Here is a 13,941-nt window from a genome sequence, read left to right on the forward strand (position 1 = left end):
GGGTGGTTCCTTAGATGTTGAAAGCCGGTTCGAGCACCTTGGAAAAGAAGCTCCGGGTGCGCGGTTCCTGGGGGTTGGTGAAAATCTGCTGCGGGGTGCCCTGCTCCACGATCTGGCCCTGGTCCATGAACACCACGGTGTCCGCCACGTCGCGGGCGAAGCCCATCTCGTGGGTGACGATGATCAGGGTGGTCCCGGACTTGGCCAGTTCCCGGATGACGTCCAGCACTTCGTTGACCAGTTCCGGGTCCAGCGCCGACGTGGGCTCATCGAACAGGAGGATTTTGGGGTCCAGCGCCAGCGCCCGGGCGATCGCCACGCGCTGCTGCTGCCCGCCGGAGAGCTGGCGGGGGTAGGCGTCGGCGCGGTCCTTGAGGCCCACGCGGTCCAGGAGTTCCAGGCCGCGGCGGCGGGCCTCCTCCTTGGAGCGTCCCTGCGCGACGACGGGTGCTTCAGCCACGTTTTCCAGCGCGGTCAGGTGCGGGAACAGGTTGAAGTTTTGGAACACCATGCCTATCTCGGTGCGCTGCTTGAGGATGTCTTTCTCCCGCAGCTCGTGGAGTTTCTGGCCGCGCACCTCGTAACCCACCAGCTTTCCGTCGATGGAGATGTGGCCGCCGTCCACCTTTTCCAGGTGGTTGATGGTGCGCAGCAGCGTTGACTTACCGGAGCCGGAGGGGCCCACGATCACGGCCACGCCGCCGGGTTCGACGGTCAGGCTGACGCCTTTGAGGACCTCGGTGGGACCGAACGACTTGCGGACGCCGGTGATTTGGACGAGCCCGCGGGTGGCAGGGGCTGAAAGGGTGGCAGTCATCAGAGGCTCTTCCGGTTGGTGACGGCGTGGGTGGCGAAGAACTTGCGGGCCTTCTGCAGGGGCGTCAGCGGCAGGTTCCGCACGGCGCCCTTGGAGTAGTGGCGTTCGATGTAGTACTGGAAGACGCTGAGCACGGAGGTGATCACCACGTACCAGAGCGTGGCCACCAGCAGCAGCGGCAGGACCTGCTGCGTGCGGTTGTAGATCACCTGCACGGTGTAGAACAGCTCCGAGTAGGCCAGGACATACACAATCGAGGTGCCCTTGACCAGGCCGATGATTTCATTGAAGGCGGTGGGCAGGATGGCGCGCATGGCCTGCGGCAGGACGATCCGGGTGGAGCGGCGCCAGGCCGGGATGCCCAGGGCGGCGGCGGCCTCGAGCTGGCCCTGGTCCACGGACAGGATGCCGCCGCGGATAATTTCGGCTGAGTAGGCGGCCTGGTTGAGGGTCAGGCCCAGGACGGCGGCGGCGAACTGGCTGATCAGCGTGGTGGTCTGCACCTCGAAGAACCGCACGTCCGTGAACGGGATCCCCAGGCTGATCTTTTCGTACAGGTAGCCCAGGTTGTACCAGAGCAGCAGCTGGACCAGCAGCGGCGTGGACCGGAAGATCCAGGAGAACGTCCAGGACACCGAGACCAGCAGCGGTGAGGCGGACAGCCTCATGAGCGCCAGGATGAAGCCGAGCACGAAGCCGAGGATGCCGGAGATGGCGGTGAGCTTCAGGGTTTCCACCAGGCCGTTGACCACAGACTGCGCGGTGAACCACTGGGCCACCACGTCCCACTCCCAGCGGGGGTTCGTCGCGAGGGACCAGGCCACGGCCAGGACGCCGAGGGCGACGGCGGCCGTTCCCACCCAGCGCCACGGATGCTTCGCTGCCACAACGCGGTAGGACGAATAGTCGGCGGCGGCGCGGCCCGTTCCTTCGGGCGGCAGGCCCCCGCCGTCGGGAGGCAGCCCGGCACCTGCAGCCGGCTGTGCTGGCGTTGTTGGCTGCGCCGCCTTAGTTGCTGCTGAACTCATGGGCCACCTCGCTTCTGTCGTAAGTCCGGTGCCATATGCCCCGGTTGCTGGCTGCAAATCTAGGACCGGCCCAAACGGGGCGGCAACACGGGAAGTTGCATTAGTTCACCGGGCTTCGCACGGCGTCATGAGTCGGTTTTTTGCGTCGTTTGACCTGTTGTGACGCGGAGTTAACGGGCGTGACCGGCCGCTCGACCGCCGTCGTCACCGCTGCCTAGCATGGGCAAACTTCCCCGCCCACTGCCCCAGGAGCATGCCATGCCAGCGAAGATCCCAGTGATCGTCTTCATCGGCGGCGGACCGCGTACTGCCGGCGTCCTGGAGCGGGTCGCCGCCAACCGGCCGGACATCTTCGCCGGGCCGCTGCAGATCCATGTGGTGGAGCCGCATGTGCCCGGTTCCGGCCGCATCTGGCGGTACGACCAGGACCCGGGCCTGCTCCTGAACTCCATGGCCGCGGACATCACCATGTTCACCGACGAATCCGTGGACTGCGACGGCCCCGCCGTTTCCGGGCCGGGACTGGTGGACTGGGCCACGGGCGTCCTGGCCGGGACCATCACCGACGTCCCCGACTTCCCGCAGCACCTCCAGGAGCAGCTGCGGGCGCTCAACGGAACCACATTCCCCACCCGGCAACTGCAGAGCCAGTACCTGGAGTGGTTCTTCCGGCGCGCCGCCAGGGCGCTCAACCGGAGCGTTACAGTCCACCGGACCGCCGCCGTCGGGATAGCCCCCACAGGCGACGGCGGGCACGACGTCTCGCTGGCAAACGGCCGGACCCTGCACGCGGACATCCTCGTGACGGCCCTGGGCCACACGGACTCACAGCCCGATGCCGCATCCGCCGGCTACGCGGACTTCACCGAGCGGCACGGCGGGTACCACGCCGCACCCAGCTACACCACCGACGTCGACTATTCCGCCATCGCCCCCGGGCAGGACGTCATCGTCTCCGGCATGGGCCTGGCCTTCGTGGACCTGCTGGTCATCCTGATGGAGGGCCGCGGCGGCCGCTTCGAGGAAACGGCCGACGGCGGGCTGCGCTACCTCCCGTCCGGACGGGAGCCCCGGCTGTGGGCCGGTTCGCGCCGCGGTGTCCCGTACCACTCAAAAATCTCCGCCACCCTGCGCGGCGAGGCACCCGGACCGCTGCAGTTCTTGACCCCCGCCGCCGTGGACGCCCTGCTTCAGCGCCACGGCGAACTGGACTTCCACCAGCACCTCTGGCCGCTGATTGCCAAGGAGGCAGGGTACTACTACTACCGGGAGATCCAGACGGGAAGCCCGGAGCGGGCCGCCATGGACTGGGACGAGTTCGCAGCCCGGTACACCGGGCTGGACTGGTACAGCGCCGAGCGCGCAAGGCTGGTGGCCGCCGCCGTGCCCGATGACAGGCTGCACCTGGACCTTGAACGGCTGGACCGGCCCTTCGAGGGGCGGCACTTCGCGGACCACGAGGCCGTCCAGGACGCCGTGGCCGGCTACATCGAGCACGACCTGGCGCTGCGGGACGGCCCGGACCACCCGGAGACGCTGGCGCTGTTCCTGGGGCTGCTGCACGTCTATATGGAGGTGGGCCGCGTGGTCCCGGCTGACCGGCTCAACGCCCGTTCGCAGCAGACCGTCCACGGCTGGTGGCATGGGTTCTTCAGCTTCGTCGATTCCGGGCCGCCGCCGCACCGCCTCCGGCAGATGCTGGCCCTCCACCGCGCAGGGCTGCTGCAGTTCCTGGGCCCCGGGCTGGAGGTGGGCACCGACGAGGCAACGGGAACCTTTGTTGCCTCATCCCCGCAGTCCGGCACCATCGTCGCCGCGAAGGCGTTGATCGAGGCCCGCCTGCCGGCAACCTCGGTGGCTCGTTCCCTCAACCCGGTCCTGGCTTCGCTGCACGGCACCGGGCTGGGCACCGAGCAGCAGCTGCTCACCGCTGACGGCATCCACTCCACCGGCAAGCTGCTGGTGACGCCCCAGCACCGGTTGGTGCGGTCTGACGGGAAGCCGGAGGAGGCGGTCTTCGGGGTGGGTCCCGGCACCTCCGGTTGGGGTGCGGGCGCCTTCGCCCGGCCCAACACGAACGCCGCCCCCTTCCGGGAGAACGACGCCCTGGCCCGCACCATCCTCGGCGCCGCCGCCGGCCTCGCAGCATTAGACACGCACTCCCCTGAACCCGCCGCCGTCGGCAAGAATTAGACAGTGATAAGGAAAGACCAGTGACAGCAGAACCTGACGTCCGGCCACACCCCCTGGACCCCGCCGCGCTGGAGGTCCTCATCCTTCCCATGCACGATCCCCGGGTCCGCCCGCTCCTGGATGAGCTCGCCGTCGAATATGACACCCGCTACGGGGACCTGTTCGGCAGCGGTGCCGCCGCCGAGGAACTTAACCGGTATCCGGCCGCCGAATTCGAGGGGCCGTCCGGTGCGCTGCTGATCATCCAGGAACGCGGGGAATCCATTGCCGGCGGGGCGTTCCGCCGGTATGACGCCACCACGGCGGAACTGAAGCGGATCTGGACGCACTCAGCCCACCGCCGTCGCGGCCTGGCCCGCCTGGTGCTTGCCGAACTGGAGGCTCTGGCCGTGGACCGCGGCTATTCGAGCCTCTACCTCACCACCGGTCCCCGGCAGCCGGAAGCCAAACACCTGTACCTGCGCACCGGCTACCTGCCGCAGTTCGACGTCGACGCCGACCCCGAGACCATCGGCGCGCTGGCATTCACCAAGGAACTGGACGGAACCCTCGGCAGGCGGACACACCACGGCTAAGCTTGCGCCATGGCGAACAAAACCACGGCAGAGAAGCTGGCCACCATCCAGAAGGGTTACGCGCTGGAAGGCGCCACCATCGAGCTGGGAGCGGCCCTGATCGACGGCGAACTCCACAAGGACGCCCCGGTGCGGCTGCCGCTGGCCATGATGAACCGCCACGGGCTGGTGGCCGGAGCCACCGGCACCGGCAAGACGGTCACCCTGCACATGATGGCCGAGCAGCTCTCCACGGCCGGCGTCCCCGTCTTCCTCGCCGACATCAAAGGCGACCTCTCCGGCCTGGCGACGGCCGCCGTCGGCAGTGAAAAACTTACCGCACGCACCCAGAGCATCGGCCAAGACTGGCAGGGGAAGACCTTCCCGGTGGAATTCCTGGCACTCGGCGGCGACGGCAACGGCGTTCCCGTCCGGGCCACCGTCACCTCGTTCGGGCCCATCCTGCTCTCCCGCATTATGGAGCTCAACGACACCCAGGAGTCCAGCCTGCAGCTGGTGTTCTACTTTGCGGACAAAAACGGCCTGGAACTGATCGACCTCAAGGACCTCCGGGCGGTCATCCAGTTCCTCACCTCAGACGAAGGCAAGGACGAGCTCGAGCAGCTCGGCGGCCTTTCCAAGGCCACCGCCGGGGTGATCCTGCGCGAGCTGGTGACGCTGGAAGCCCAGGGGCTGGAGAAGTTCTTCGGCGAACCGGAGTTCGATACCGCCGAACTGCTGCGCACAGCCCCGGACGGCCGCGGCGTGGTCACCTGCCTGGAGCTTCCCACGCTGCAAAGCAAACCCATGCTGTTCTCCACGTTCCTCATGTGGCTGCTGGCCGACCTGTTCGAGGACCTTCCCGAGGCCGGCGACCTGGACAAGCCCAAGCTGGTGTTCTTCCTGGACGAGGCACACCTGCTGTTCAACGGCGCCTCCAAGGCGTTCCTGGACGCCATCACGTCCACCGTCCGGCTGATCCGCTCCAAGGGCGTTGGTATCTTCTTCGTCACCCAGACCCCCAAGGATGTTCCCGCCGATGTCCTGGGCCAGCTGGCCAACCGCGTGCAGCATGCCCTGCGGGCCTTCACCCCGGAGGACGCCAAAGCGCTGAAAGCCACCGTGTCCACGTTCCCAGTCAGCGATTACGACCTCGAAGAGACCCTGACCTCTGCGGGCATCGGCGAAGCCGTCATCACCGTCATGAATGACAAGGGCGCCCCCACCCCGGTGGCACTGACCCGGCTCCGGGCACCGGAGTCGGTCATGGGGCCCAGCGACGAGGCCCTGGTCCGGAGCACCGTGGCCGGTTCGGCCCTGCTGGGCAAGTACGGGACCGCCGTGGACAACCCTTCCGCCTATGAGAAGCTCACCGGCAAGGCGGCCGCACCGACGGGCCCCGCGGTATCCGGTGAGGCACCGTCCGGCGGTTCCGGTTCCGGGTCCGGCTCCGGCGAGCGCGACGTGGACGCCGAAGCGCGCCGGATCGAGGAGGAAATCCTGGGTCGCCCCAGCAGCAGGCCCGCGGGCTCCGGCCGGAGCACTGCCCCGGACCGTATCGACGCTCCCCCGGCTCCCCGCGCGCCGCAACCGCAGCCTGGCGGCGGCATCATGGGTGACCTTGGCAACGTGCTCGGCGGCGCGTTGGGCGGCGGGCTGAAGAGCATGGCGCGGTCCGTCGGGACGCAGCTCGGGCGTGAACTGCTGCGGGGAATGTTCGGCACGTCGTCCCGGCGCCGCCGCCGCTGAGGCTCCTTCACAGACCCTGCTGCGGGGGAATTAGGGGAGACACCAACTTTAGTGCGCCAACCTCCGGACGTTACTGTAAGAAACGTGCAGATGAGTCAAGCGTTGGTGAGGATAGCGGCCGGGTGGCTGCTGGGCCTCATGCTTGCCGTCGCCGGGGCCGTCGTTGCCGTGAACCTGGTGAACAGCACGGTGGCCAGCCCCCAGCAGCCGGTGCGCGAATATATTGACGCGCTGCAGGCGGGCGATGGCGGCAAGGCGTTGGGCCTGCTGCGGGCCACCGTTCCGCCCAGCAACGCCGCCATGCTGGACGGCACGGCGCTGCAGACGTCCGCGTCGCGGCTGACCAACATCCAGATCGGTGAGCCGGAAGGGCGCCCCGGGGACCGCGTGGCCGTGCCCCTGGAATACACCATCGACGGCAGCAGGCTGAACACGGAATTCCTGCTCGAGAAGACCGGCACGGAATGGATCTTCTTCAACACGTGGGCTTTTGTCCCATCCCGGCTGCCCACCGTCGACATCACGGTGGTCAACGGCAGCGAGGCGAACATCAACGGCGTCCCCGTGAACATGCCCAACGGCCGGAACTCCTTCGCCGTGTTCTACCCCGGCCAGTACGAGGCCTCCCTGAACGGCCAGTACTTCTCAGCCCCGGCCAGCCGGGCCACCGTCACCGCACGCGACACCCCGGTGGCGCCGCTGAACCTGCTGACCCAGGCCACCGGAAAGCTCAAGGAAGACGTGTCCGCGAAGGTCAAGGAGTTCCTGGACGGCTGCGCTGCCGAAGCCCAGAAGGAACAGCGGCTGCAGCCGGACTGCCCGTTCTACTTCGCCAGCAACAACAGAGTCCAGGACGGCAGCATCAAGTGGTCCGTGACCGAGTACCCCAACGTCTCCATCGAGCCGTTCGACGGGCGCTGGGTCGTCTCCCCGCTGGACGGCAAAGCCAAGGTCCAGGCTCTGCAGCAGAACTCCTTCACCGGCGCCTGGTATCCGCTCGATGAAGAGGTGGACTTCAGCTTCACCACCCGCCTGGACGTCTCCGGCGATACTGTCAAGGTCACCCCGCAGCTGAGCTTCTAGGGCTGCGCTGCCGTCACGCTCGGCACACTTCGAGCCCGCCTCCGCTGGCCAAGTCCCGGATTTCAGGGTTACCGGCTGGCCAGAGCCGCCGATAACCTGCCCTGCGTGACAGCAGGATTCTTCACCGCCTGCGACTCAGCACCTGCAAGACCTGGGACACCATGGCAGCCGGGTGGTACACGACGTCCGAGTAGTAGTACCTGAGCGCTGTATAGCCCTGGAGCACCGACTCATTGTTGCGCCGGTGGTCTTTCTGGACCTGCTTCCACTCGGCGTGGTGCCTGCCATCGAGCTCAACCCAGCCAGCCCTCCAACAGCAGATCAACGTAGCCCACCCCACCCAAGTACACCTGGGGCTGAACCGAAATCCCTGCCTGCCGAAAGTAGGTCCTGGCCAAAGTCTCCAGCAAGGAGTCCGCACCTGCGTCCACCCACTCCAGTACTGCCCGTGCCTTCCCGTTCCGGTTTCCCGGCAGCCTCTGACGCAGGAAGTCGATCGTCATGTCACCCCGGGAAACAGCACACTCAACCATCACCAGCGATTCCGGTAATGGCAGGCACCGCAATGCGTGAATCAGCACGTCGCCCAACGCCGCCACCGGGCGGCACGGCGAGGGCGGCAGGAGCAGCCCGGCATGATGCAGGCCCTGGTGGCCGACAGCATCGGCGCGCCGGTGGTGGACGTGGCGGAGTGCTCCAGCGGAAGGCAGCCGCCAAAGCCTGTACTCATCGGCTGCGCTGGAACAGGTCAGCAGCTCCCGGTTGCGTACGACGGCAACCAGCTCCGGAGGCGCCGTCGGAAGCACGTAGAGACCGCGGTCCGACTGAAGGATTCCGCCCCTGGCTGCACGGCGGAGAGCTGCGTCATCTACTCCCAGCCGGGCGAGGGCAGGACGGCGCGCTGCGCCCCCGCAAAGTTCCAGGGCACGTGTGACATCCACATAACCATGCTGGCAAGGTCCGCGACATGCTGACCGCCGTGAAAGGCCATATGTGGACAAACACGGGAAGGGGCGGCGTCACTGCAGGCAGGTTTTGAGTTCCAACCGCCACCCTAATCCCCGGAAATCAAGGCATTCCGCCCGGCTTAGGACCCGAAAGGCTGCTGTCCGTGACACGGGATCGCGGACAGCAGCCTTGAGGGGACGGGAGCGGTCAGTCCATCCCGCGGAGGTCCAGGACCAGTTCGCTGTCGCCATCGGCCTGCAGCACCACCGGGATGCCCCAGTCCTGCTGGTACAGGTGGCAGGCGGCGTGGTCCGGGATTTCGCCGTCCTCGGTTTCCGGCCCGTCACAGGCGGCGGCCCGGGCGGTGATGTGCAGGACGCCTTCAGGCACGTCCGGGGACAGCTCGACAGTCCGCAGCAGCCCCACCGAAGTCCCGCCGCCGGACACAATCAGCTCGGGCGGCGTGGAGGAGACCTTCAGCTGCGTGGGATCGCCCCAGCGGTCATCAAGCTTCTGGCCGGTGGGTGCGGTGAAGCGGACCGTCAACTCCAGCGGTCCGGCCGCCACGGGGCTCTTGGGGCGCTGTGTCTGCGACGCTCCCTCATCCACCTGCTGCGCTTCCTTGGGGATGGGCACGTACACCAGCTGGTGCTTGTTCGCCTCCACCACCACCAGCAGCGGTTCGTCGCCGGCCGAGCCCGTGTGGTCAACAATCACGTCGGACGGTTCGGCCAGGCCGCGCGCCAGCGTGGACACGGTGCCGTTGGCGGGATCGTAGCGGCGGACGGCGCCGTTGTAGGTGTCCGCGACCGCCACGGAACCGTCCGGGAGGATGGTCACGCCCAGCGGATGCTGCAGCCGCGCCTCGGCGGCAGGCCCGTCACGGAAGCCGAAATCGAACAGGCCCTTGCCGACGGCGGTCTCCACGGTGACGGTGCCGGCGTCGTCAATGACAAGTTTGCGCAGCGCCGACGTCTCGGAGTCGGCAACCCAGATGTTTCCGTCCGCATCCTCGGCCAGGCCTGAGGATTGGGCGAACCAGGATTCATGGGCGGGGCCGTCCAGCAGTCCCTCCAGCCCGTTGCCTGCCACAATGGCCACGGCACCGGTCAGCGGATCGAAGCTGAAGATCTGGTGCGTGCCGGCCATCGCAACCACCACGGCGTTCAGTTTGCTGGACCACACCACGTCCCACGGAGAGCTGAGCGACACCTCCAGCGGGTTGTTGCCCAGGGAACCGCTGAACCCGGCGCCGTCCTCGTCCACGCGGGCGGGGCCGGTTTCCAGCAGCCGCTGGACACCGTTGCCAGCCAGCGTGAGTGCCTTGCCGTCGGTGAGGGACAGGCCACGGAGGCGGTGGTTGACGGAGTCGGCAATAACGACGTCGTAGCCCGCCTTGGCTGCCACGTCTTCCGGCAGGAGCACCAGGCCCTGGGGCTCGTTGAACTGGGCGGTGGCGTCGTCACCGGCGGACGGGCCGTCGGCGTAGCCCTTGGTGCCCGATCCATAGGTGGCCAGGACCGTCTCAAAGTCGGTGCCCAGCTCCACAAGGCGGTGGTGGCCGGTATCGGTGACCAGCCAGGAACCCTTGCCGTCGGAGCCGTTCGCGGCGGCACCCGCCGGCGCGCCGCCGTCGGACGCTGCTTCGATGGCGGTGGACCCGCGCCCTGCCGGAAGGAAGAGTGCCTTGCCGGGGAAGCGCAGGGTGCCGGAGGTCGCTTCGGGGGCCACGTACGGGCCGGAACCGCGGTGGAGCGTGCCCTTGGCTTCATGCTCGGCGATCAGCTCGGGAATCAGCACGGACAGGCCGTCCGCGTGGCCTTCCCCGGAAAGGTGAGCCACGATGTAGCCCTCGGGGTCGATGACCACGAGCGTGGGCCAGGCGCGGGCGGTGTACGCCTTCCAGGTGTCCAGCTCGGGATCGTCCAGCACGGGGTGGTGGATCTCGTAGCGCTCAACGGCCGCGGCGAGGGCCACGGGATCGGCTTCGTGCTCGAACTTGGGCGAGTGCACGCCCACCGTGACCAGGACGTCGGAGTACTGCTCCTCCAGGGGGCGCAGCTCGTCCAGGACGTGCAGGCAGTTGATGCAGCAGAAGGTCCAGAAATCCAGCAGCACGATCTTGCCGCGCAGGGATTCAAGGTCGAGTGACTTCCCGCCGGTATTCAGCCAGTTGCGGCCCACCAGTTCGGAGGCCCGGACCCGGGCATGGGTGCGTACGGTTTCGCTCATCAGCGTCCTTCCAGCTTGTTGCGTTCAGCCAGCCTGGCGTCGCGTTCGGCCAATTTGGCAAACATATCGTTGTAAGCGGTGAGATCGGCGTCGTTATTCCTGTCGGCGGCCCGGTCGATGCGCTTGGCTTCCCGCTGGCTCGACTTGGACCACATGATCGCGACGCCGATGGCCACGAGGAGCGTGGGCACCTCACCGATGCCCCAGGCAACGGCGCCGCCCATCTGCTGGTCCGCCAGCGCTGACGGCCCCCAGGCGCGGCCAAGGTTGCCGAAGTAGTCGGCGGCCAGCAGCCCTGTGCCGCCCATGATGGAGACGCCGAAGAACGCGTGGAAGCCCATCGTGGCCAGGAGCAGCAGCAACCGCATGGGATACGGCGCGCGCTTGGGCAGCGGGTCGATGCCGATCATGCCCAGGACGAAGATGTAGCCGGTGAGCAGGAAGTGCACAATCATCAGCTCGTGGCCGACGTGCTCGCGCATGGCGTAGCCGAAGAGGTTGGAGAAGTAGAACACCACAATGGAGCCCGCGAAGTTGGCCGCGGCGAACAGCGGATGCGTGACCACTTGCGATAACTTCGAGTGCACGAACACCAGGATCCACTCGCGGGCTCCGCGCGAACCGTCACCTCGGGCCGGCAGGGCGCGCAGGGCCAGCGTCACGGGGGCGCCAAGCACCAGGAAGATCGGGGCCACCATGGTCAGCGCCATGTGGTCCACCATGTGCGCGGAGAAAAGGATACGGCCGTAGACCGACGGCGGCCCGGACGTGATGTAGGTGAGCACCACCATTCCCACGACCCAGTTGAGCGAGCGGAACCACTGCCACTTGTCGCCGCGGCCCCGGACCTTGGCCACGCCCAGGAAGTAGGCCACCAGCCCGAACAGGGCCACGGCGATCCACAGCCAGTCCAGCCGCCATTCGGTGAACCACCGGGCGGGGGTCAGTTCCGGCGGAAGCTCGTAGCCGGTCAGGATGAACGCCGGCGAGGCATCCGGCGCAAAGGTGGTGGGCTGCGGCGGCGCGGACCGGCCCAGCGCGACGGCGATCCCGGAGGTAGCGCCCATCAACAGGAACTCGGCGAGGACCAGCTGCCACAGCACGCGGCGCGATGACATGGTTGAGCCCTTGCGGCCCAGCTGGGGAATGACCCACTGGCGGTGCATGAACCCGATGCCGCCCAGGACCAGCGTGGCGGCGGCCTTGGCGAGGATCAGCTGGCCGTAGGCGGAACCGAAAAGATCCGCCCAGCTGGTGACCCGGATCCCGGCATTGATGACGCCGGACGCGAAGACCAGCACGAACGCGAATCCGGCGAGGGTGGAGAACCGGCGAAGGATGCTCTCGGTGATGTCGGTCGTGGTGCCGGCCTTGGGTCCGGTCAGGATCCCGGACAGCAGTGCCAGCAGGATGATGCCGCCCACCCAGCTGGTGACACCCACCAGGTGCAGGCCCAGCGAGTTGATGGCGCCTTCGTGGTCCGCGGAACTGGAGGAGTGGCCGATCAGGGCCGTGGGCACCAGGCCGATCAGCGCCAGGATCAAAGTCAGAGCCAGGCCGCCGAGGGAGCGAACCCCGAACAGGGCGGTGGTCACCACCGCCGCGATAATGGTGACGGCGAGCCAGGCCCGGCCCGTTTCGATATCGGTCATGAAGTAGACCAGCGCCTGGGTGAACTCGGCGTCACCGGAGAGCGGCTGCCCCGCGACGTCGGCGTAGGTCAGCACCAGCACGGCAATGGCGGACAGCGTCCAGACGGCGCCGGCGGCGGCAGCCACGGCCAGTGCACGGGTGAACGCAGGGTGCTCCGGGCCGTCCCCGTCAGCCGGACCGGAGTCCTTGTCCCTGGTACGCCGTCGCAGGTCTTTGGGCAGGATGCCGACGGCGAAGATCAGGCCGCCGATCACCGTGGCAACGGCGACGTTATGCAGCGCCTTGCTGGCCGGCAGCCCCCAGCGCACCAGCGCTCCCGGATCGGACACTCCACGTGCAGCAGCCGCACCCGAAAAGATCAGCGCCGCAACGAGGGCCAGGAAGACCACAGCCAGTCCGGCGAGCTGCCAGCCGGTGGTTATGCCGGGGATGGCACCGCCCGCGCCCTGTGCGCCCTTGCCGGGCGCTGGCTGGGGCGTGGTGGGACGGGGTTTTGCGGCAGAAGACACCATTCCATTGTCCGCCACCCCGGCCCGTGCAGCGAATCGGCTGGTGGCCGCGGGCACAGGGGTAAAGCAAAGGGAACGGTGCCCCCGGAGGGGCCCCGCTCCCTTGATCCGCACCGGCAGTTTGCCGGGGACGGAAAGACTACTTCTTGTTGGAGACAGCAGCCTTCAGTTTGGAGCCGGCGGTCAGCTTGACGCTGTGGCCTGCTGCAATCTGGATGGTCTCGCCGGTCTGCGGGTTGCGGCCGGTGCGGGCAGCGCGGTCGGTACGCTCAACGGCGAGCCAGCCCGGGATGGTGATCTTCTCGCCCGCGGCGACAGAAGTCTCGAAAACCTCGAACAGTGCGTCGAGGACGGAGTTGACGGCTGCCTGGCTGGTGCCGGCCTTGCCCGCTACCTCTGCAACAAGTTCACTACGGTTCTTAGCCATTGATGTCCTCCTGGACGGTTTGAGTCTGGAGCCTGCACACGGCATGCGCGCAGGCCACTGTTCGAAAACTTACCAGTTAGGACCGGCCGGGACCGCAAATTCCGCGTGTTTCCGCCACTTTTTGAGGTTAATCACCGGAATTTAGGGGGTTTTGGTCCTGCTGGATTCCGCAGCGCGGTGTCTTTGTCGTTGGTGCGTCGTCTTTTGCTGCGTCCGACGCCGGCAGGCACCTTCCAGCCTCGGCCCGCCTCACGCCTTGATCACCCCCCCCCCGTTGCGCTATCAGATCAGGCACCTAACAGAGGGTGTTAGGTGCCTGATCTGATAGGGCAACCAGGGGTTTGGGTTTTGGTTTGGTGGTTTAAATGCGCAGGGCCCTGACGTTTCTTTGTCAGGGCCCTGCGTGATGTTATGTCCGGCGGTGTCCTACTCTCCCACACCCTCCCGGGTGCAGTACCATCGGCGCTGTGGGTCTTAGCTTCCGGGTTCGGAATGGGACCGGGCGTTTCCCCCACGCTATGACCGCCGTAACCCTTGCACCCGAACCCCGTGGGGGGGTTGGGGAAAACTGTGGTTACAACATGTGGTGTTGTATGTAGTTATGGTTGGTTCCGACCTGGCCCGGTGACGGGTTGTTGGTTGGGAACCACATAGTGGACGCGAGCAGAATGTTTTTCTGTGTGGTGTAAGTTGTTGGCCTATTAGTACCGGTCAGCTTCACGAGTCGTTAGTCCTCGCTTCCACATCC

10 protein-coding genes and 1 rRNA gene are annotated in these 13,941 nt (G+C 67.0%); 4 read left to right on the top strand and 7 right to left on the bottom strand.

From position 1 onward, the window contains the following. Window positions 1–10 precede the first annotated feature (10 nt). Together AS031_RS10370 and AS031_RS10375 are read right to left on the bottom strand one after the other, a co-directional pair. Complete coding sequence (locus AS031_RS10370) at window positions 11–817, bottom strand: amino acid ABC transporter ATP-binding protein (RefSeq protein ID WP_058268044.1); 807 nt, start codon at window positions 815–817, stop codon at window positions 11–13. Then, a complete protein-coding gene (locus tag AS031_RS10375; protein ID WP_228379611.1) occupies window positions 817–1,845 on the bottom strand; it encodes an amino acid ABC transporter permease in 1,029 nt (342 codons plus the stop codon). Before AS031_RS10375 ends, AS031_RS10370 begins: the two co-directional genes overlap by 1 nt. Before the next feature lie 258 nt (window positions 1,846–2,103). On the opposite strand from AS031_RS10375, the gene AS031_RS10380 reads away from it, so the two are divergent. The 4 genes from AS031_RS10380 to AS031_RS10395 all read left to right on the top strand — a co-directional run bounded on the left by AS031_RS10380 (window position 2,104) and on the right by AS031_RS10395 (window position 7,424). Next, window positions 2,104–4,038: an FAD/NAD(P)-binding protein gene (locus AS031_RS10380; RefSeq protein WP_058268045.1), complete on the top strand. Its 1,935-nt coding sequence runs from the start codon at window positions 2,104–2,106 to the stop codon at window positions 4,036–4,038. Between the two features lie 20 nt (window positions 4,039–4,058). Further along, window positions 4,059–4,613, top strand: a complete 555-nt coding sequence (locus tag AS031_RS10385; protein ID WP_058268046.1) for a GNAT family N-acetyltransferase — start codon at window positions 4,059–4,061, stop codon at window positions 4,611–4,613. A gap of 9 nt (window positions 4,614–4,622) precedes the next feature. Continuing rightward, entirely contained in the window at window positions 4,623–6,341 is a 1,719-nt protein-coding gene (locus tag AS031_RS10390) for a helicase HerA-like domain-containing protein (RefSeq protein ID WP_058268047.1), read from the top strand. 90 nt (window positions 6,342–6,431) lie between these two features. Next, window positions 6,432–7,424, top strand: coding sequence for a hypothetical protein (locus tag AS031_RS10395; protein WP_176716532.1), 993 nt, complete (start codon window positions 6,432–6,434; stop codon window positions 7,422–7,424). Window positions 7,425–7,545: 121 nt separating this feature from the next. Here the strand turns inward: AS031_RS10395 and AS031_RS20165 are convergent, their stop codons facing one another. The 5 genes from AS031_RS20165 to rrf form a co-directional block, all read right to left on the bottom strand. Then, entirely contained in the window at window positions 7,546–7,845 is a 300-nt protein-coding gene (locus AS031_RS20165) for a DUF559 domain-containing protein (protein WP_306589698.1), read from the bottom strand. 734 nt (window positions 7,846–8,579) lie between these two features. Beyond that, complete coding sequence (locus tag AS031_RS10405) at window positions 8,580–10,604, bottom strand: NHL domain-containing thioredoxin family protein (protein ID WP_058268048.1); 2,025 nt, start codon at window positions 10,602–10,604, stop codon at window positions 8,580–8,582. Then, entirely contained in the window at window positions 10,604–12,769 is a 2,166-nt protein-coding gene (locus AS031_RS10410; RefSeq protein ID WP_058268049.1) for a bifunctional copper resistance protein CopD/cytochrome c oxidase assembly protein, read from the bottom strand. Before AS031_RS10410 ends, AS031_RS10405 begins: the two co-directional genes overlap by 1 nt. A gap of 136 nt (window positions 12,770–12,905) precedes the next feature. After that, a complete protein-coding gene (locus tag AS031_RS10415) occupies window positions 12,906–13,193 on the bottom strand; it encodes an HU family DNA-binding protein (protein WP_009358243.1) in 288 nt (95 codons plus the stop codon). Between the two features lie 413 nt (window positions 13,194–13,606). Then, a 5S ribosomal RNA gene (gene rrf / locus AS031_RS10420) occupies window positions 13,607–13,723 on the bottom strand. Between the last annotated feature and the right edge of the window lie 218 nt (window positions 13,724–13,941).

Source organism: Pseudarthrobacter enclensis, assembly GCF_001457025.1.
Classification (GTDB): Bacteria; Actinomycetota; Actinomycetes; order Actinomycetales; family Micrococcaceae; genus Arthrobacter; species Arthrobacter enclensis.

What these genes read in the sequence shown, in the direction of transcription:
- AS031_RS10370 (WP_058268044.1), bottom strand. Translation starts at nt 817, where the DNA reads ATGACTGCCACCCTTTCAGCCCCTGCCACCCGCGGGCTCGTCCAAATC.
- AS031_RS10375 (WP_228379611.1), bottom strand. Translation starts at nt 1,845, where the DNA reads ATGAGTTCAGCAGCAACTAAGGCGGCGCAGCCAACAACGCCAGCACAG.
- AS031_RS10380 (WP_058268045.1), top strand. Translation starts at nt 2,104, where the DNA reads ATGCCAGCGAAGATCCCAGTGATCGTCTTCATCGGCGGCGGACCGCGT.
- AS031_RS10390 (WP_058268047.1), top strand. Translation starts at nt 4,623, where the DNA reads ATGGCGAACAAAACCACGGCAGAGAAGCTGGCCACCATCCAGAAGGGT.
- AS031_RS10395 (WP_176716532.1), top strand. Translation starts at nt 6,432, where the DNA reads ATGAGTCAAGCGTTGGTGAGGATAGCGGCCGGGTGGCTGCTGGGCCTC.
- AS031_RS10405 (WP_058268048.1), bottom strand. Translation starts at nt 10,604, where the DNA reads ATGAGCGAAACCGTACGCACCCATGCCCGGGTCCGGGCCTCCGAACTG.
- AS031_RS10410 (WP_058268049.1), bottom strand. Translation starts at nt 12,769, where the DNA reads ATGGTGTCTTCTGCCGCAAAACCCCGTCCCACCACGCCCCAGCCAGCG.
- AS031_RS10415 (WP_009358243.1), bottom strand. Translation starts at nt 13,193, where the DNA reads ATGGCTAAGAACCGTAGTGAACTTGTTGCAGAGGTAGCGGGCAAGGCC.